General features: G+C 42.2%; 19 protein-coding genes. 12 read left to right on the top strand and 7 right to left on the bottom strand.

Going from position 1 to position 20232, the window contains the following annotated elements; genetic code table 11:
- Positions 1 to 130: 130 nt before the first annotated feature.
- The 4 genes from BMW86_RS31365 to BMW86_RS31350 are packed head-to-tail and all read left to right on the top strand — an operon-like array spanning position 131 to position 4426.
- Positions 131 to 1420 (top strand): TolC family protein, encoded by a 1290-nt coding sequence (locus BMW86_RS31365; protein ID WP_089787759.1) that lies wholly within the window; start codon positions 131 to 133, stop codon positions 1418 to 1420.
- Between the two features lie 4 nt (positions 1421 to 1424).
- Positions 1425 to 2453, top strand: a complete 1029-nt coding sequence (locus BMW86_RS31360; protein ID WP_089787757.1) for an HlyD family secretion protein — start codon at positions 1425 to 1427, stop codon at positions 2451 to 2453.
- A gap of 5 nt (positions 2454 to 2458) precedes the next feature.
- Entirely contained in the window at positions 2459 to 4021 is a 1563-nt protein-coding gene (locus BMW86_RS31355; RefSeq protein WP_089787755.1) for an MFS transporter, read from the top strand.
- A gap of 39 nt (positions 4022 to 4060) precedes the next feature.
- The gene (locus BMW86_RS31350; protein WP_218149269.1) at positions 4061 to 4426 is read left to right on the top strand and encodes a group III truncated hemoglobin; all 366 of its coding nucleotides are present in this window, start codon (positions 4061 to 4063) and stop codon (positions 4424 to 4426) included.
- On the opposite strand, the gene BMW86_RS31345 is transcribed toward BMW86_RS31350, so the two are convergent.
- Both BMW86_RS31345 and BMW86_RS31340 read right to left on the bottom strand, forming a co-directional pair.
- Positions 4416 to 4883 carry an NUDIX hydrolase gene (locus tag BMW86_RS31345; protein WP_089787753.1) on the bottom strand — a complete coding sequence of 156 codons (468 nt, stop codon included), beginning with the start codon at positions 4881 to 4883 and terminating at the stop codon, positions 4416 to 4418. The genes BMW86_RS31350 and BMW86_RS31345 overlap by 11 nt on opposite strands.
- A gap of 49 nt (positions 4884 to 4932) precedes the next feature.
- Entirely contained in the window at positions 4933 to 7233 is a 2301-nt protein-coding gene (locus tag BMW86_RS31340) for a GH92 family glycosyl hydrolase (RefSeq protein ID WP_089787751.1), read from the bottom strand.
- A gap of 430 nt (positions 7234 to 7663) precedes the next feature.
- Between BMW86_RS31340 and BMW86_RS31335 the strand changes: the two genes are divergently transcribed.
- The 3 genes from BMW86_RS31335 to BMW86_RS31325 are packed head-to-tail and all read left to right on the top strand — an operon-like array spanning position 7664 to position 11349.
- Positions 7664 to 10366, top strand: a complete 2703-nt coding sequence (locus BMW86_RS31335; protein WP_089787749.1) for an OmpA family protein — start codon at positions 7664 to 7666, stop codon at positions 10364 to 10366.
- A gap of 2 nt (positions 10367 to 10368) precedes the next feature.
- On the top strand, positions 10369 to 10884 hold the full coding sequence (locus BMW86_RS31330) for a T9SS type A sorting domain-containing protein (RefSeq protein ID WP_089787747.1): 516 nt from the start codon (positions 10369 to 10371) through the stop codon (positions 10882 to 10884).
- Positions 10885 to 10896: 12 nt separating this feature from the next.
- Positions 10897 to 11349, top strand: coding sequence for a VOC family protein (locus BMW86_RS31325; RefSeq protein ID WP_255373052.1), 453 nt, complete (start codon positions 10897 to 10899; stop codon positions 11347 to 11349).
- On the opposite strand, the gene BMW86_RS31320 is transcribed toward BMW86_RS31325, so the two are convergent.
- Entirely contained in the window at positions 11346 to 12428 is a 1083-nt protein-coding gene (locus BMW86_RS31320) for a mechanosensitive ion channel family protein (RefSeq protein WP_089787745.1), read from the bottom strand. The genes BMW86_RS31325 and BMW86_RS31320 overlap by 4 nt on opposite strands.
- A 113-nt stretch (positions 12429 to 12541) precedes the next feature.
- On the opposite strand from BMW86_RS31320, the gene BMW86_RS31315 reads away from it, so the two are divergent.
- The 5 genes from BMW86_RS31315 to BMW86_RS31295 all read left to right on the top strand — a co-directional run bounded on the left by BMW86_RS31315 (position 12542) and on the right by BMW86_RS31295 (position 17986).
- Entirely contained in the window at positions 12542 to 13837 is a 1296-nt protein-coding gene (locus BMW86_RS31315) for a DEAD/DEAH box helicase (protein ID WP_089787743.1), read from the top strand.
- Positions 13838 to 14191: 354 nt separating this feature from the next.
- The gene (locus tag BMW86_RS31310; RefSeq protein WP_089787741.1) at positions 14192 to 14677 is read left to right on the top strand and encodes a response regulator; all 486 of its coding nucleotides are present in this window, start codon (positions 14192 to 14194) and stop codon (positions 14675 to 14677) included.
- A gap of 77 nt (positions 14678 to 14754) precedes the next feature.
- Entirely contained in the window at positions 14755 to 15927 is a 1173-nt protein-coding gene (locus BMW86_RS31305) for a glycosyltransferase family 4 protein (RefSeq protein WP_089787739.1), read from the top strand.
- Between the two features lie 331 nt (positions 15928 to 16258).
- Positions 16259 to 17617 carry a sigma-54-dependent transcriptional regulator gene (locus BMW86_RS31300; RefSeq protein ID WP_089787737.1) on the top strand — a complete coding sequence of 453 codons (1359 nt, stop codon included), beginning with the start codon at positions 16259 to 16261 and terminating at the stop codon, positions 17615 to 17617.
- Between the two features lie 90 nt (positions 17618 to 17707).
- Positions 17708 to 17986 carry a hypothetical protein gene (locus tag BMW86_RS31295; RefSeq protein WP_143056750.1) on the top strand — a complete coding sequence of 93 codons (279 nt, stop codon included), beginning with the start codon at positions 17708 to 17710 and terminating at the stop codon, positions 17984 to 17986.
- Between the two features lie 76 nt (positions 17987 to 18062).
- Here the strand turns inward: BMW86_RS31295 and BMW86_RS31290 are convergent, their stop codons facing one another.
- The 4 genes from BMW86_RS31290 to BMW86_RS31275 form a co-directional block, all read right to left on the bottom strand.
- Positions 18063 to 18518: a PA2169 family four-helix-bundle protein gene (locus BMW86_RS31290; protein WP_089787733.1), complete on the bottom strand. Its 456-nt coding sequence runs from the start codon at positions 18516 to 18518 to the stop codon at positions 18063 to 18065.
- A 176-nt stretch (positions 18519 to 18694) separates the two neighbouring features.
- Entirely contained in the window at positions 18695 to 19141 is a 447-nt protein-coding gene (locus tag BMW86_RS31285) for a nuclear transport factor 2 family protein (protein ID WP_089787731.1), read from the bottom strand.
- 90 nt (positions 19142 to 19231) lie between these two features.
- Positions 19232 to 19498, bottom strand: a complete 267-nt coding sequence (locus tag BMW86_RS31280) for a hypothetical protein (protein ID WP_089787729.1) — start codon at positions 19496 to 19498, stop codon at positions 19232 to 19234.
- A gap of 70 nt (positions 19499 to 19568) precedes the next feature.
- Positions 19569 to 20060 carry a DUF4251 domain-containing protein gene (locus BMW86_RS31275; protein ID WP_089787728.1) on the bottom strand — a complete coding sequence of 164 codons (492 nt, stop codon included), beginning with the start codon at positions 20058 to 20060 and terminating at the stop codon, positions 19569 to 19571.
- Positions 20061 to 20232: the final 172 nt, after the last annotated feature.

Raw genomic sequence — 20232 nt, 5'->3', positions numbered from 1 at the left:
TGTAATCCAGACAACAAATGCGATAATTCCGGCCGACGAATACGCCATTTTGACTAATTGTCCCGTAGTTCTACCCTTTCAGATCCCTCCTCTTCGTATGAACTTTGCATAAAGAAAGTTCATACCACAGATGAAACATTTATTGATCATAATCGCGGGGATCATTTTCCCCTTCCTTTCATCCGCACAGATGCGCCTGTCTTTGAATGATGCCCTTCAAATGGCAAAACAAAAGAACAAGTACATCAACATGGCGCAATCCGAACAGGAGGCCGTGAATGCCGATGCAAAAGATGCCAGGAATGCCGAACTGCCTCAGATAGGTATCAATGGCAACTACCAGCGTTTCTCCAAAGTAAGATTGTACGAAGACGGGCTCACAAATGGCCATAATGTAGAAAGAAGACCAGAACCTAATAACGCTAACCTGGGTGCAGATGCTGCTGTTACCATCTTTGCCGGTGGAAAATTCAAAACGGCTATCAAAGAACAGGACATCAAAAAAGATATCGCCTCTCTGAATACACTGGATCAAACAGGGATTGTTTCTTTGCAGGTTATATCTGCTTACCTGGATATCATACGTCTTAACGATCAGGACTCACTGATAGGAGAACAACTGAAACGAGCGCAAACAAGATTAAAAAACATACAGGTATTATTTGATAATCAGAAAGTAACAAGAAGTGATTTATTAAGGGCACAGCTCAATCTTTCCAACCAGCAACTCAGCAGGGAACAAACAGAGAATGATATCAGCATTGCTATGACAAGAATGGCGGTTATCCTCAACCTTCCCCAGCAAACACAGTTCCTGCCTACAGATAGTGTGAGTGGTACAAAACCTGATCTTGCTGATTTATTAAATACAGCAAACGCTTATCCTATCCTCAAAGCAAAACAAAACATCTTGCTACAGGAAAACAGGATCAAAGCAATTAAGGCGAATAACTCACCTACTTTACAGGCTTATTCTGCATATGGATTAAACTATCCCAACTACCTGGGCTTTCCACCGGTAAACCAGTTTTACCTGCTGGGATTCGTTGGCGTAAAAATGCAGTATAATATCTCTTCCCTTTATCATAATAAATATAAACAACAGGCAGCCAAAATAAGACTCTCCACATTAGAGACACAACAATCTGCTATTGAAGATAATGTGAACCAGGAAGTGAATGCATTGTCTGTTAAATACGGAGAATCTTTAAACAGGATAAAAGTTGCAGAAGAATCGATCGTACAGGCATCTGCCAACTACAAAATAGTAAGCGCCAAATACTTTAACCAGCTGGCTTTACTGACCGATTTACTGGACGCAGATAACCTCTACCTGGAATCAAGATATAACCTTATTAAATCACAAACAGACGCATTGGCTTTTTACTATCGTCTTTTATATACAACTGGTAAACTTTAAACTAATGGCAAAGAAATCTCATATCGGAAATATTATAATGACCATCGTTGCTGTCATCATCATTATCGTTGCAGGTATTTATTTCTTCGGCTTTTTCAGCAGAAGCAGTGCATACGAAGAAACGAACGATGCACAGGTAGAAGCATACATCAATCCTGTATCCGCCAGAGCGGCAGGATATATTCAACAAATAAAGTTCGAAGAAAATCAGCTGGTAAAACAGGGAGATACACTTGTGATACTGGACGACAGGGAATACAGGAATAAAGTACAGGAAGCAGAAGCCGCACTCGAAGATTCCCATGCTCAGCAGATAGTACTGGCAGCCAGTATCGCTGCTGCCAAAACGGGTACGAGTATCAACATGGACCAGATCTCTTCCGCAGAAACAAGATTATGGCAGCAGAAACAGGATATCAGACGTTATGAAAACCTGGTGAAAGAAGAAGCCGCTACCGGACAGGAATTTGAACAGGTGAAAGCGAAGTATGATATCGCTGTGAGTGAATCCAATGCCGCTAAAAATACACTTAAAACAAGTTATTCAAAGATAGATGAACTCAAAAGCAGACAGGCATTATTAGCAGCTGATATCAAAAGGAAAACGACCCAACTGGAGTTTGCCCGTATCAACTTAAACTATACCATCATTACAGCTCCTTACACTGGCAGATTAGGCAGAAAGACGATTCAGGAAGGACAACAGATCCAAGCAGGTCAACCACTCGTTGTGATTGTGAATGAAAACACTAAATGGGTGATTGCCAATTTCAAAGAAACACAGATGTCGAACGTATATGAGGGTAAGCCCGCAGAAATAGTATTAGATGCTATTCCAGGCAGAACCTTTAAAGGAAAGATTGAATCTGTCTCTGCCAGTACAGGAGCTAAATTCTCTTTATTACCCCCTGATAATGCAACAGGGAACTTTGTAAAGATTACACAACGTATACCGGTGAAAGTAGTATTTACAGATAGTAGTCTTGCTGGTGTAAAAGCAGGGATGAGCGCTACCGTTTCAGTTAAAAAATAATTACCATGAACTTCTTCAAACCCTGGATAAAAGACTGGCAATGGGGTATCAGGATTTCCCTGTTCCTGTTATTACTCTCCGCAATGGTGCAGTTTGGTTTATTCGCACTCAACCAGAACTATGTTATCAGTTACTTCGGTGCACAGCCGGAAGATGTGAGCTTATCTTCCCAGCTCACCTATGCGGGTATCCTGGCCACATTGCCTGTGCAGTTCAGGTTTATAAGATATTTTGAACGGAGATCATACCTGCTATTTGTAATTACCTGTGGGATCCTGCTCAGTCTCGCCAGTATGAACGCGGTAGATATTTACCAGTTCATGGTACTTCGTGTATTAACGGGTATCGAGGTATGTTGCCTCGCTGGTGCTGTACTGATGCTGATGTTCTCCGCTGTGCATCCGCAAAGGTCTGTGATTGTCGCGTCTTCTGTTTTCTATGGCACTATATTAAGCAATGTAGTGCTGGTAGGTATTCTATCTGCCTGGGTGACCGATAATTCCAACTGGTACGATGTATACAGATACCTGATCATCTTCCAGGTACTTACCCTGGTAGTTACACTGGTACTGCTAAATAAAAATGCAGGGGTAAAAAGCTACCCTTTATACCAGATTGACTGGATTAGTTTTATCCTGTGTCTGACGACTGCCATTTGCCTGGCATACACAATTATTTACGGCCCTAAATATTACTGGTTCACGGACCAGCGTATACAGTTATCTGCCTTTCTATCAACCATAGGTCTCGTACTACTCTTCTACAGACAAACAACGCTAAAAAGACCCTATTTGAATCTTGATGTATTTAAGTACAAAAAGTTTATCATAGGGATAGCTTTACTGTTGATTTATTATGGAGTTAAAGACAGTATCACCCTGATCTATGGTTATTGTGCCGTAGTAGTACGCTGGGATACTTATAAAATCATGTGGCTGGCAGCTGTGAACCTCGCTGGTGTGGTTATTTTTATGGTGATAGCAGCAAGGCTGATGCTTAGTAAAAAAGTGCAGGTGAAACCCTTGTTTGTGACCGGTTTCCTTATGATGTTGTTATATCATATATGGATGTACAGGATCTTTACACCGGACCTCTCCTTTGCAGACCTGGCAATACCCATATTCCTGCAGGGCGCCGCATCCGGGTTCCTGTTCGTACCTATCATCATCTATACCGTTTCTTCTCTTCCTGCCTATACAGGGTTTACCGGTATCACTTTTGCGGCACTGGTCAGGTTTACCACTACGCTAAACAGTATAGCCGGATTTTATACGTTACAGCTGCATTATAACCAGCTGAACAAAGAGACTTTCCTGCGGCATCTCAATACACTTGATAATAACTTCTCCGGAGAGCAGAACCTGTTTATACAGCTCTACCGTTCCAGGGGATTTACTGCCGACCAGGCAAATGCGCTTTCTATCGGTAATATCACCAGGGCATTAACGGTACAGTCGCAACTACTGACGAACATGCACATTTTCAAACTGATGTCTATTATCCTGGTATGCCTGCTTATACTCATTCTTCTCTTCCACAGACTTCCTCAGAAAAAAACCAGCCAATAAGAGATGTTTTTACCTTTTATTAGCCACCTTTGTATCATAATGAAAGACATAGAAGGAATAGAAGACATTAAATGGATGGTAGATACGTTTTATGGTAAAGTCCGTGAAGATAATCTGCTGGGGCCTATCTTTCAGTCTAAACTCGGAGACGACTGGACCCATCATCTCGGTAATATGTACAGCTTCTGGAACATGGCCATTTTTGGCGTACGTGAATATACAGGACAACCTTTCCCAAAACATCTTCATCTGCCGATAGATTCACTGCATTTCGAGACCTGGTTACGTCACTTTAATGCCACGCTGAATGAAGGTTTTGAAGGGCCTGTAACGGAGCTGACAAAGAAGAGAGCAGAAAATATTGCTGCTACGTTCCTGTATAAAATAACTGCGTTCAGATCGTGATATGAAGTAAGGCGGTTAACTGGTCTATAAAATCAACCTGACGCTCATTGATTTTCTGCCGGGCTATGGGTAGTTCTAACCAGGAGGCTTTGTCTACTTCGGGGAATGATTTCATTTTTTGGGAACGTGGGGGCCATTCCATTTCAAAAGTGTTACTGATAATGGCAGCTGCATCCAGATCTCCTTCTACAGCCCAGCATTGTACAGTCTTCCCTCCTTTCTGTTTTACAGCATTCAGGGGGATAAAATCTCCCGAAGGCTTATATCCTGTTTCTTCTTCAAACTCCCGTATAGCAGCCTCTAAAGAGTCTTCATCTTCCATTAATTCCCCTTTGGGGATAGTCCAGCTACCTTCATCTTTCCGGGCAAAGAATGGCCCGCCAGGATGTACTAAAAGAACTTCCAGAACTGATTGCTTTTTTCTGTATAAGAGAATACCACTGCTGGTCTTTGCCATAATTCCTGATTTTGGACAATAAAAAAGGGGCCGAAGCCCCTCTTTATCATTAGTATTTTGAATCTGGCCGGTTCGAGGCCAGCTTGCCAAAGTTTTGATTGGGTGTGCTACCCATGGTTAATCTCAGTACCCCGCCTTTCAGTATATCTTCATGTTTGATATAACTGTAGTTATAGGGTTTACCATTGAGTGTAACACTCTGGATATAAATATTCTGTGCACTGTTGCTGATCGTTTCTACCGTGAATGTTTTACCGCCCTGTACTTTCATACTGGCTTTATCAAACAGCGGACTACCAAATACATAAATGCCTTTGGCAGGATTCACCGGGTAAAAGCCCAGGGAAGAGAATACAAACCAGGAAGACATGGCGCCACAATCTTCATTACCAGCCAGACCTTCCGGTGTAGCAGTATAGAATTCCTTCATTACCTGTCTTACTTTTTCAGCAGTTTTCCACTGGTTACCGGAGTAAGCGTACATATAAGTAACGTGATGACTTGGTTCATTACCATGTGCATACATACCTATCAGACCAGAGATATCATTGGATGCCTGTGCACCCATGCTACCTGTAGCCACAAAGAGGCTGTCCAGCTTTTTGGTGAACGCATGATCCCCACCCATCAGGCTGATCAATCCTTCCACATCCTGTGGTACCAGCCAGGTATACTGCCAGCCATTACCTTCGGTAAAGTCGCCTTTCTCGTGAATAGAGTTGAATGGATCGTAAGGTATTTTCCAGCTGCCATCATCTAATTTCGGACGAACAAATTTGATGTTGCTGTCGAAATAGTTCTTATAGTAACCAGCACGTTTTGAGAAGTAGTTAAAGTCTTCATTACGGCCCAGTTTCTTTGCCATAGCAGCAATACACCAGTCGTCCACTGCATATTCCATTGCTTTTGAAACGGATTCGTATTCTTTATCAGCAGGAATGTATCCTTTTGCTTTAATGTCTTTCATGCCCAGGTCGTCGCGCATAGCAGAAGTCTTCATAGCTTCGAAAGCAGCATTGGCATCGAATCCTTTAAAGCCTTTCAGGTAAGCATCCGCAATCACAGGTGCTGCGCTGTAACCCACCATACAGTTGGTTTCGCTGCCCATCAACGGCCATATAGGCAGTTTGCCCTGTTGTTTGAAGATCGTCACCATAGAGTTTACAAAACTGTTTACTCTTTCAGGCTGTGTAAGTGTATATAAAGGAGCGTCGGAACGGTAGATATCCCATAAAGAGAATACGGTGTAGTTATCGAAGCTCGGGTTTGGATATACTTTTTTATCTGTACCGCGGTAAGCGCCATTATGATCATTAAATAATATAGGCGCTATCATTGTGTGATAAAAAGCGGAGTAAAAGATCTTCTTCGTGTTCTCATCTTTTGTTTCCACTTTTATTTTAGATAACTCTGTATTCCATTTATTAGCAGCAGTGGCAGCAGTAGCTGCAAAATCCCATCCCGGAATTTCAGCGTTGATGTTAGCCAGTGCATTTTCGCTGCTTACAGGAGAGATACCAACTTTCAGTAACACCTGTGCAGGCGCTTTATCAAAGGAGATCACTCCTTTTACTTTCACTCCTTTTAATTCTTTACCCTGTTGCCGGGTATCACCTTCAAATACGGCAAATTCCCTGAGGGGAACATTACTTTTAATAGCGAACCACAGGCGCTGGTCAACAGCCCATCCTTTGGAATAGCGGTAACCTACCAGGGTATACTCATCTTTTTTAGTGATATAGGTTTCTACGGGAGCATCCCATCCTATACCTTCTTTCAGGTCGATGATGATATGCCCTTCCTGACCTTGAGGGAAAGTGTATTTATGAAACCCAACGCGTTCAGAAGCAGTGAGTTCCACTTTAATTTTATAATCGTCCAGCATTACGGAGTAATAACCGGGAGCGGCCTTTTCGTGTGCATGAGAATAATGTGAACCATAACCCGAAGTTGGATCTTCCTGGGTGCCGTGGCTGGTCCTGATTTTACCAGTATAAGGCATAATTAATACATCACCCAGGTCGCCGATACCGGTACCACTCAGGTGAGTTTGCGGGAAACCTATCACTACGCTGTCTGAGTAGTGGTAACCGGAACACCAGTCCCACCCCTTCACAATATTGGTAGGCCCTACCTGTACGGCACCAAAAGGTACACTGGCCCCTACGAAGACATGTCCATGACCACCTGACCCTATATAAGGGTCTACATATTCTACTGGTTTGTGTTCCGCAGTTATTTTCTTCTGTGAATCTAGTGCAGCTATTTTCTTCTGCTGTGCGTGTACATGAAAACCCGTGCAAAGCAGTGATAATGCCAGCAGACGGTATTGCTTAAGACCCAATTGCATATCTCTAAAACCTTTAAGCCGGCAAGATACGGCATGGAAGGCAGAAAGGAAAGCAGACTAATTTAAACGGGAGAGATTGTCATGAGTTTGTAAATATCTGCATTATTCTTAGGTAACATAAAATACAGTGAAAAAGGAACATTCAGATTTCAAAAAAAGTTCGTAATCAATCATAATGAGAGGAGCTGATACTCCCTGACAACCAACATCTAGGTAAGTATAATCTGACATTTTAAATTATTATATACCATAACAAAATGAGGTTCATTACCCTGTGTAACTAAGACATTTTATCATACTACGTATGTGTGAGGCCTGCAAATAAGACATTAAACAAGTTTAGAATAGAATTAAATTCTTATCTTTACTATATTTATAATATAAGATATAATATAATTTTATATTATACAATCACAAAATATACTATGAGATGAAAGGTATTCTACTCATTTTAATTGTTCCCCTGCTAATGTGTTGGAGCGGTAGTGCTAAGGCTCAGCAAACCGGACTGCAGGGTATTAATTATCAGGCAATAGCCAGAGATGGTAAAGGTGCGATAATGGCTATGCAGCCTCTTGAGGTTAGGCTCAGTATTCTTGATGGTTCTGCAACCGGGTCTCCGGTTTATATTGAACAGCACAGCGTAACAACCACTGCACAAGGCCTGTTTACACTGGTTATTGGTCAGGGAACTCCCCAGTTCGGAACCTTTGCCGGTATCCCATGGAGTAAAGGTAATCAGTATCTCCAGGTAGACATCGATATAACAGGGGCTGGTAGTTTCACTCCTATTGGTGTAATGCCTTTCATGAGCGTTCCTTATGCATTGTATGCGGCCAATGGTGGTTCCGGTGGTAATGGCACTAATGCCGTTTCCATTACCTGGCTGGGTACATTTACAGCTGCTCCTGCCGGTCCGCTTCAAAACCAGGCTTATTACAACAGTACAGACAAGAAATCATATATATATGACAGTACAGGTACCTGGACGATCATTACTGAAGATGGTAGTCCCGGCGTATCCGTTTATTGGTTAGGGGCTTTTGCTACTGAACCTGTAGGAGCAACACTCAACCAGGCTTATTACAGTACTACCGATAAAAAAGCATACATATATGATGGTACCGCCTGGCAGATATTAAGTCAGGATGGTATTCCCGGAGTCTCTCTCAGCTGGTTAGGCTCTTCTGCCACCGCTCCGGCTTCTCCTTCTTTAAACCAGGGTTATTATAATACAACAGACAGAGCTTCTTATATATATGATGGTACGGCCTGGCAGGTACTGGCCGAGGGTGGTAGTGGATTTGTGATCAAGAAAATCTATTATCAGCCCAGTGGTGAAACAGTGCTGACGACTTCACTGGGAGACAGTGTGGTTACTGATGGCAGAGCATGGTTAGTAGGTGGTAATAAAGGAACTGACGGAGGTAATGCAGACTTTATAGGTACGCTGGATACCCAGCCCTTCATGATTAAAACAAATGGTAACGGTACTTCCAATGAGAGAATCCGTTTTACCAGCGGGCCGGGTATTATTGTGAATGGAACTACCGATACTTCTGCGGTAAATGGTCTGGCATTGTTTACAGTTTTCTCCGGAAATACAGATCAGGGTATTAATGCTGACGCAACATTAAAAAATGGTATTAACGCATATGCTGCGGGAAACTCAGCCGCTATCCAGGGTAGAAATGCCAGTACAGGGTATGGTGTGAAAGGTGTTTCGTCTGCAGGTATAGGTATATATGGATATGCTTCTAACAGGGCTTCTGTGCCCATCAGAGGAGAAACCTCTTCTATAAACGGTGGTTATGGTGTTGTAGGAGCTACCGGTTCTCCGGGAGTGTTCAACAATACTTCCAACTACGGAAGTGGTGTACTTGGACTTGGAGGAAATGCAGATGGTATAGGTGTACTGGGTGTAGGTAACAACATAGATTACAGAACAAGTATTCCACTGTCTACAGGTCTGGCATCCTATCCTATGGGTGCAGGGTTAGCAGGTATTGGTAATCCGTTCGGGACCTACAGTGTAGGTATGTCTACTGTTGGTGTAGGTGTGCTGGGTGGTGGTACCTCTACAAAACCTATTGTACCGGCAGGTGGTGCAGGTGTATCAGGAAGCAGTTATAATGTGGGTGTATCAGGATTCGCAGTAGCTTCTACTGCCTCCAATCCTGAACTCAGTCGCTGGGGTGGTTATTTCGAATACAAAACATCTAATCTATATGCGTCTGCGACACTGGTGTACAGTTACCTGGCAGGACGTTTATTCGACAGTGGGTCCGGTTCTAATATTTATGTAGGTATCGCATCATCAGGTGTTAAATCTACCATCGTAAAAGATGATGAAGGTAAACGCCGCCTGTTATTCTGTACAGAAGCACCGGAAGTTTTATTCCAGGATTTTGGAGCAGGACAACTGAAAGGTGGTACTACACATATTGATCTGGAAAGATTACTGACAAGAAGTATTCGTGTGGATGAAAAACATCCGCTGAAAGTATTTATACAGCTGGAAGGTGAATGTAATGGTGTATTTGTTACCAATAAATCAGCTAAAGGATTTGATGTAAAAGAGTTACAGGGTGGTAAATCCGATGTGCCTTTTACCTGGCAGATCGTAGCGTCCCGTGCTGATGAAACAGATGCAAGTGGTGCAACTATCGGTTATTCTGATGCCCGTTTTGCAATGGCGCCGGATCCGATGAAAGTAATCATGCCTGATACCGGTTTAACTTCAACACCTGCAAAAGCCATATTGAAAACAGAAGAAAAAGAAGTGGTAAGCAAAGCATTCTCTAACCTGCAGTTCTCTACAGGCAAAGCAGTAATCGCCGCTTCCTCTTTCACTTCACTGGATAAAATGGCAACACTGTTACAGGCACATCCTGAATGGACCCTGAAATTGAGCGGCCATACAGACAATGAAGGAACAGCTGCTTTCAACCAGACATTATCAGAAAAAAGAAGTGAAGCCGTAAAACAATACCTGGAAACAAAAGGCGTAGATGCGAAACGCATTACGACTATCGGTTACGGACAAACAAAACCGCTGACAACGAATCAGACAAAAGAAGAAAGAGAAAAGAACAGGCGTGTGGAAATGGAGATCTTTACTGAACAGCAATAATCATGGAATTATTTTTTCGATCTAAAAAATTCATCACTGTATGCCTGCTGCTAATGGCAGCAGCAAGAGCGAAGGCACAAAATCCTACGTTTGAAAGACAGGTAAAATCGAGTACCGGCTATAGCAAAACACTGCAGGCAATACAGTTGGATTTTACTATAGGCGAAGCGGTAGTTGTACCCCTGATCTATACAGATCCTGCACTTACCCAGGGCTTTCAACAGCCACCCAGCGGTCCTGTGCGGACAGCAACAGGAGCAGATGATATGATACTTTATCCCAACCCGGCTGAAGATCAGGCTTCCATCAAGTTTGCACTCGACACCGGTACTACCAAAGTAGATATCCGCGTACTGAACAGGATAGGACAACTGATCTTTACAGATGTAGTGCTTCCGGAGGGTAATTATGCTTTACTGTATACCTTCAATACTTCTGCATGGGTACCCGGTGTTTATGTAGTAAATATTAAAATGGATACTGGTTTGTCAGTCGCAAAATTGTTAGTAAAGTTGTAGTATCTTGGAATCATGAAAACACTGATTCCACTATTATGTGTGGCTATGATAGGTTTTGCCATGCCATCATCAGCCCAAAAGAAAAGCCCGATCCTCAATCACATAGCTGTATATGTGTTTAACCTGGAAAAAAGTACCACTTTCTACCGGGATATTGTTCAGATTGATACTATCCCCGAACCCTTTCACGACGGCCGTCATACCTGGTTTAAGATAGGTACCCACAGCCAGTTGCACCTGATACAGGGCGCAAAGGAAATTACCACACACGATAAGAATTCACACCTCTGCTTCAGCGTTACATCTATGGACGAATTTATCGCCAGGCTGAATGCGCATCATATTCCTTTTGAGAACTGGGCTGGTAAAGCCGGTATACCTACCAAACGGGTAGATGGTGTACAACAGGTCTATTTTACAGATCCTGAAGGATACTGGATAGAAGTGAATGATGATAAATATTAAAGCAGCTGGTCTGAAGGCTTTTTATCAAACTCCGCTCTGGTTTTAGGCAGACAATAAGGGTGTTTTTCCTGTATGAACAGCATCATTTTCTCCCGCAGGAAACAACGCAGGTCAAATGCCTTACCGGAGCTTCTGGCACTGATGAGAAGCCGGATTTCCATCACTCTGTCGGTAATGTTTGTGACATGTACGACTTTCACTCTTTTATCCCATAAAGGATGATCTTCCAGTAAGCGTTCAAACTCTGTGCGTATAGCATCTACCGGAGCATTATAATCCAGGTAAAGGAATGCTGTACCCAGAATGTTGGAGCCGGTGCGTGTCCAGTTCTGGAAAGGCTTTTCGATGAAATAATTGATAGGCAGTATCAGTTTACGCTCATCCCAGATAGCCAGTACCACATAGGTAAGGGTAATCTCTTCCACCCTGCCCCATTCTCCTTCCACTACCAGCACATCATCTATTCTTATTGGCTGTGTAAAGGCGATCTGCATACCTGCCAGAAAATTAGATAAGGAGCGTTGTGCCGCGAAACCTACGATGATACCACCTACTCCCACACCAGTGAGTAACCCTGCTCCTATTTTGCGCAGGTTGTCGAAGCTGAGCAGCACCGCACAGAGGGTCAATACCAGGATCATACTGATGGTGAGTTTTCGGACAAACTGTAATTGTGTCCGCAGCTTGCGTTCTCTTAAATTATCCTCTTTTTTAAGGTCGTAGGTGTGGTACATGTAATCTTCAAAAACCTTTACCAGTCCGGTTAACATAAAACCAAAAGAGATAATGAGGCAGATTTCCACGATCTTGCTGAGAATGGTTGATGGTTCGGGTGACAGCTCCATAAAGGGCAGTACCATATTGAATACCAGTACCGGCAGAAAGTAGTTAATAGGTTTTCCCAGCCGGTTAACAACAGATCTTACGAGGGAATAATCGGTGATATTCCTGGCGGTATACTTCAGGAATACGGTTAACAGCAGTTTAATAACGAATCCGGTGAGTACGGCAGCACATCCCAGTATTATGTTCCACAGAAAAGGGGGGAAATGTAAATTTTTCTGTAAGTCTTCCAGCATAATGAGTCATATTTATGGTAATCATGCTCTTATCCGCAAAGAACATACCGTGTCCAGTCATTTCAATTACGTATCTTTAGACTATATTCAATTATTTAAAACATATACTTATTTTGTATTTTGATGAATTTGACCTGGATGACAGGGTACTAGATGGCATAGACGCCATGGGCTATACAACAGCTACACCTGTTCAGCAAGAAGTAATACCCCCTATTATAGCAGGTAGAGATATCTTAGCCTGCGCCCAGACAGGCACTGGTAAAACAGCTGCTTTTCTGTTGCCAATTATACACCGGTTAATTACAGAACCTCATGAAGCACATAAGATCAATTCACTGATCATAGTGCCTACCCGTGAACTGGCAGTACAGATAGCGCAAACGCTTGAAGGGATGTCTTATTTCACGAATGTGAGTTCTATTGCCGTTTACGGTGGTAGCAATGGTGCCCTTTTCTCCGCAGAAAAGAAAGCACTCTCTTCTGGTGTAGACATGGTTATTTGTACGCCTGGCCGTATGATAGCCCATCTGAACATGGGGTACGTAAAGCTGGATTCCGTAAAGTACCTGGTACTGGATGAAGCAGACCGTATGCTGGATATGGGTTTCAACGATGATATCATAAAGATTACTTCCTTTTTGCCTAAACAAAGGCAAAATCTGCTGTTCTCTGCTACCATGCCGAATAAGATCCGTGCATTGGCGATGAAGATCCTGCATAATCCGGAAGAGATCAATATTGCTATTTCCAAGCCACCTGAGAAGATTGTACAGGAAGCCTTTGTTGTATTCGAAGAACAGAAGATTCCCCTGATCAAACATATCCTGCAGCAAAAGGAATTCGGCAGTATTATCGTTTTCTGCTCCCGTAAGCAGAATGTGAAGCAGCTGGCCCATGAACTGCAGCGTGCGAAATTTTCTGTGGAAGAGATCCATTCCGATCTTGAACAGGATAAGCGCGAACAGGTGCTGATGGACTTTAAAAACAAGAAACTGAAAATGCTGGTGGCGACGGATATCCTGAGCCGTGGTATAGATATAGAAGATATAGACCTGGTGATCAATTACGATGTACCGAATGATGCAGAGGATTATATTCACCGTATCGGGCGTACAGCCAGAGCAGCCACAGATGGTACTGCTTATACTATCATCAGCGAGAAGGAACAGCGCAAATTTGCCCGTATTGAAGAGGTGCTGGGTAAACCTGTTACCAAGGCAGTGGCACCGGCACAATTAGGCCCTGTACCTGAATATACGCCTAAGTCCCAGCGTGGTGGTGGCGGAGGTGGAAACCGTGGTGGATATGGCAAGAAACGCCCTGGTGGTGGACAAGGCGGTAACCGGAATAGTGGTGGCGGCAACAGGAATAGCAGTCCGAGAAGAAGCGAGAAGCCTCAACAGTAATTATAACATACATCTTATTATAGTAAGCCGGAGGATAACCGATCTCTTCCGGCATCGTTTTTTGTATAAGGGGCTGTTTTTTTATCATCTTTTTGAGATGGTGCTTCCCACTCCATCTCAAAAAGATTGCAGAGCTTCGCCCTGCACCCAAAATCGAACTTTTGCCCTTAAATCGAACTTTTCCCCTCTACTAAATCGTATTACCACCCCTAAATCCTTCCATTTTCTGGAATTATTTCCTGAATATAGACCCTTTTTCAACTATGCCAAAACAGAAACCCTTCACCATTAAGGGTTTAGGACCGTTCTACAAAGTGGCACTTAAATGGATTCTATACTATCAAACCGCAGCATATGGCTAACAAGTTTGAAAGCAAAGTATACGTGGTGGATGATGATCCATTTTGCCTGGCAACATATGACAAGCACCTAAGAGCACAGGGATACAAAAGCATCACTTGTTTTTCATCAGGGCAGGAGTTTCTGCAAAAGCTTTCAGACGAACCGGACATTGTGTTATTGGACCACGACCTGGGAGATATGACGGGATTGGAACTGTTAACAGAGATAAAGAATTTCAACAACAACATATTTGTCATTTTCGCCAGCGCAAGGCAACAACATGATATTGCAGCCGCATCCCTCAAAAATGGAGCCTTTGACTATATCATAAAAGATGATAATGTTTTAGAACACATAACACTTACATTAAACAAATTATTTGTGGTACAAGATTATCTAAAGAAGAAAAAACGTAATAACCGCTTCTTCTTTTTCTTTAGCCTGGCGGTGGCAGTTTCCATGATTATCAGTTTCTTTTACGAGACATTTTCGAAATAACAACAGCCTATTTATACCTACAACAATCAATTGGTTCTATTTATCTCTATACCTGTTTTATTTTAAACACGCATTTTATGAAGATCATTGCCATTCATTTACATAACGACAGGAGCGGCAGTACCATGGTATTCCGCCAATCACTGGAAGCATTATCTGATAAAAGTGTTCAGATTCATCTTATCACTAATCGCAAGCAAGATACACAAGGGTTTCTTACAGGTATACCTGGTGTACAATATCATTATATAAATTATACAGAACGGGGGAACAAATGGCGTACACTCTTCAGTTTCCTGCTGGCACAGCTGCTGATTTTTGTTAAGATCATGAAGCTGTATGAACCGGAAGACAAAGTGTATATCAATACACTGCAGCCTTTTGGAGCAGCACTTGCCGGCAGGCTGAAGCAGGCGCCGATTATTTATCACATTCACGAAACTGCTGTACAACCAGCCATGTTGCGTAGGTTCATGACCAAAACTGCACAGCAGTATGCCACACACGTAGTATTTGCATCGCGCTTTGTACAGTCGCAGTTTGCATTTCCGATGTCGGAAAAACATGTAGTACATAGTTGTCTTCCGGAATCGTTTTTACACGACGCCATAATCAATGCCAACAGAGGAGTACGTAAAACAGCTTTAATGGTCGCAGACCTGGACAGAGAGAACGGTGTTCCGGAACTGCTGGAGCTGGCAGCAGTGATGCCCAGGGTGAAGTTTGAACTGGTGCTGAATGCGACCAACACGGATATAGAACGGTATATGAGTCCGTTCTTTATTCCGAACAACGTAACGGTGTTTGATGCACAGCTGGACATGCATCCTTTTTACCAGCGTGCTGCAGTAGTATTAAATCTTTCACAGGGTCATTTAGAACAGGAAACTTTCGACATCAGCATCTTACAGGCGATGAGTTACGGCAGGCCGGTAATTGTACCGCTGGCCGGCGGAGCCAATGAACTGGTAGCACACGGATGGAACGGTTACCGCATCAGCGGACATTATGTAGAACAGGTACGCAAACATGTAGAACAGTTATTAAGCAACAAACCTTTGTATGCAGATATGAGTTGTGCAGCTCAGCTTGTTGCTTCTCAATTCAAACCACAACTTTTCAGACAGCAGGTAGAAGATATTTTTCTGGAAGGCACCTTATTCACAACTGCCAAGAAACCGGAATTTCAAACTGAGGTATTATTATACCCCGCTGCCCTGCAGGAATATATTAACAGTGCAATGAACTAAGATATTAATGTGATTGTCCAACTCGTGAGTGCATCATCCCGGCCCCTGGTGAAATTGAAAGAACTGTTTGAACAGGGGTCCGGTGATGAAAATTAAAAAGATTGTCAATTCAACTTATTGTGGATTAAGAGAGCATCATCCCGACCCCCGGTGAAATAGAGGGAGACACTTTGGAAGGGGGTTCGGTGATGTATGGAACAGTGAACAATTGAAATTATTAAGTCAACCGAGGAGCTATCAACCCACCCCCTGTGACGCAGTAAATGAAGATATTGGATGGGGGGTCAGGGTATGATTGGAAAATTTCCTAATTTACCGGAAAATTCCATGAATGCTCGATTTTAAGATATTCATTGTTGAAGACGATAAATGGTACGGAGGATTACTTCATCACTACCTCAGCCAGAATCCTGATTACGAAGTAACACTCATAGAATCAGGTAAGGAATGCCTGGCACAACTCCATCGTAAACCAGATTTAGTTACTATAGATTTCGGACTACCAGATATGAACGGCGAAGAGCTGTTTAAAAAAATCAGGCAGGCCCTGCCCAATATCCCGGTTATTATTATCAGTGCCCAGGAAAAAATCACCACTGCCGTAGACCTTCTCAAAATGGGCGTGGAAGATTACCTTGTAAAAGCAGACAATACACAACAGTTGCTCTGGAATGCCATTATCAGGCTCCGCGAGAAACAATCTCTCAAAAATGAAATCTCCGAATTAAAAGCTGAACTTAAAACCAAGTATGACCATTCCAGGTCTATTGTTGGGAATAGCCCCGCATTGCAGGCGGTTTTCAAGCTGATAGATAAAGCAGCTGGTTCTCTTATCAATGTATCTGTTTCCGGCGAAACGGGCACAGGAAAGGAACTGGTAGCCAAAGCTGTGCATTATAATTCCAATCGAAGCAGTCAGCCTTTTATTGCCGTGAATATGGCGGCTATACCAAAGGAACTGGTGGAAAGCGAATTGTTTGGTTATGAGAAAGGCGCATTTACCGGCGCACAGAACCGTAAATCAGGCAGGTTTGAAGAAGCGAATGGCGGGACGCTTTTTCTGGATGAGATCGGAGAAATGGACCCTAATATTCAGAGTAAGTTATTGCGTGTTCTACAGGAAAAGGAATTAACCAGACTGGGCGGCACAAGTAAAATAAAACTCGATTTCCGTTTAGTAGTCGCTACGCATAAAAATATGGCGGAAGAGGTTAAAAAGGGCAACTTCCGGGAAGATCTTTACTACCGTATAATTGGCTTGCCTATCACTCTCCCTCCTCTCCGCGAACGTAAAGAAGATATTCTCCTGCTTACACAGCATTTTCTGACAGGTTATTCCAAAGAAAACGGGGTAGCTGAAATTAAGATCTCTCCTGCTTCCAGGGAAAAGCTGCTGAGTTATGCCTATCCGGGTAATATACGTGAGTTGAAATCTGTGGTAGAGCTGGCAGCTGTGATGTCTGAAAATAATCTGATCGAACCTGATGATATTACTTTCCTTTCCGGAAATACCAATGACGTAAACGCAGTACTCAATTCTGAATTAACCCTGCGCGAATATACCCGGCTGATTATCCGTAATTACCTGAAACGTTATGATGATAACGTGCTGTTGGTAGCGGAGAAACTGGATATAGGCAAATCTACTATCTACAAAATGTTACAGACCGGCGAGATTGAAGGCGCATAATTTAATATCCTGATGAAGCTACAGCATAACTTATACTCATATCAGTACCTCTTTAAAATATCCAGTACAAGTCCTGTGTTCATCAAAAAAATGATCACATTATTTTTGAATTCACTGGCGGAATATATCATTGATCTTGATAGATTAGTTACTACAAAAGATATCACTGATCTGCAAAAGATCATTCATAAATTAAAACCAAGTGTATTAAGCCTGGAAGTACAGGGTGCGAAAGAAGTAATAGCGGTGATAGATGAGACAAAGACATGGAATGATGATGTGCAGGCGGGAGTGGAAAGATTGCTGCATACTTTCAGGCAGATACAACCTATGATGCTGCAAGACCTGGAGAATTTCGGGGAAGAGTAATATTGAGCAATCTTTTTGTAATGGTGCTTCGCACCATTACAAAAAGATTGAAGGTGTCTCGCCCTGCTCCTAAAAATTATTTTGTTGCATCACGCAAAGCTTTTATTTTATCATGCGAACGCTTCAAAATCTGCTGTTGTTCAGATACCATTTCACGCAGGTATGCCGGTAAATCTTCATCAGATAATGCTTCTCTGTAAGCTCTCTGGGCAGCATCCTCACCTGCTTCGCAATTAGCCAAAACAGAGTGACGGTCATGACCTGTAAATATTGCTTTCACATCCATCCAGGCACGATAAATCTTACCACTGTTAGTAGTAGAATTATCCATATCCCCGCCTAATGCATTTACTTCCGTACCCAGCGTCATACGAATTTCGTGACTTTCATTGATCATAGATGAAAAGAGGGCTTTCAGATCTGCATCTTCAGGTTTAGTTTCATGAAGTGCTTTTTCATAACCTTCAATACGATCATTATTGATCTGTATCAGATCATTCAGAATTTCGATGGTTTCAATTGTTGCTTGCATAAAATCGTTTTTGTTTGGTTAACGGATTAAGTATTTAACACTCATCGTTATCCATACAGCAGAAAAATTATGCCACAACATATTATCACGCTGATAAGGAACTATTTACGTGTATAGCGTAGAAATACAGGTAGTAGAATCATCACTATGGGTAAATATGAATACGTGCTCAGGTGCTATTTAGCGGGCGCAGGTGGAGTTACATGTACTGCCTGTCTGGCCAGTAATTTCCACGCATTGCCATCTTTTACCCACACTGTTAATACATGAAGATGCACTTCCGCAGGTTTGCCATTATCATTAGTGGTAGCATTTAAATTATGCCTTACAATAGCAGTGTTCCCTGTAATAGCTACCGTCTGATCTGCCAGTTCTATTGTTACAAAATCAGATCTTCCGCTAACGATATTATCAACAAAGGTTTCTTTGTTTTCTATTTTACCGCCGGAATGTCCATAACTGAGTTTTGTATCAGCCAGTTTTTCTAAGGTAGCTTTATCAGCATCCACCATTGCCTTACGCAATGATTCTACGGAAGCAATAACAGCTTTTTCATCTTTTGATTGGGCAAAGGAAATTGTTGACATGGTACAAAATGCAATGAGTAGCAGATAAAGTTTCATAACGGATTAAGTTGTGTTTTAAAGATAATAAAAAAAATCCGGCTCTGCCAATAGACAGAGCCGGATTAGAGAGAAGTAGAAGAATATACCTTAGTTCAATGAATTTTCATTATCCCGCATGAACACAGAGAATGCCTCCTGTGTCCATTGAATATAATCTTCAAAATTGATTCCCAGGCGTTCATCACGCTCTATTTCCTTACTTTCACGACTATCCCAGTAACCTTTCGCAAGGGATTCTACATTTGTTTCTGTTTCAACCTTAGCAACACTGTAATCCTCCGGATAACTTCTGTAATTGCCCATGGCCAATCCCTGTATTGATTGCTTAACACCTTCTATGCTATTCTTAGACATGGTTTAATTTTTTGGTTCACAGTATAAAGGCAACAATTGTTCCTTTATGCCATCACCCCAAATTTTTAACTTATCTTTTTGATTTCTTCTCATCTACATAACCACTGAAAGAAATAGGCTGACGATTGTTGCTAATCACCTGCAGGGAAGCGAATCCCGTCTCTGAAACAGTTAATGTCATCTGGGTAGCATCCTGTGTATCCTGGGGTTTTATCATGATATCCCATCCCCCTTTTTTACGTTTTGTTTCTTTATATTCAAATTTGGTGGATGTGAACTGAATGCCACCTTTTGAGGGATCCATAGGTGCAGTATAAGCCCGTCCGAAATAAGGCAGATAACTAACTACGGTATCCTGCGAAACGCGCAGATCATAGCCGTAACTTAACTGTCTGTTGGGAACAGCGCCGCTCGGCATTACTGTTTGTGCCTTAAAAACATAATTACGGGCAGTAATTGCTTTTTCTATGATCTCTTTTTTTAAATCGTCCTTTTTTTGTGCGTGTAATACATTAGAAAACAACACAATTAATAGTGTGAGTCCAACACTTACATTTTTCATAAAAATATTTTAGATAAAAACTGCTAATATCATTCCACAATTTGTAGAATAAGAAAGAAAAATGAACCTATCTTTGAGCCGGGACAATATATATAAAGAAATAAAGGCATAGTTACATAATCTTGTATGTATCACATATTTGTGTTATAAAATTTTCTGTAATAAACGGGGA

This window comes from Chitinophaga sp. YR573, from assembly GCF_900110995.1.
GTDB lineage: Bacteria > Bacteroidota > Bacteroidia > Chitinophagales > Chitinophagaceae > Chitinophaga.
Note: the sequence above shows the minus strand (reverse complement) of the source record. Positions and strands in the feature narration are given on the sequence as shown.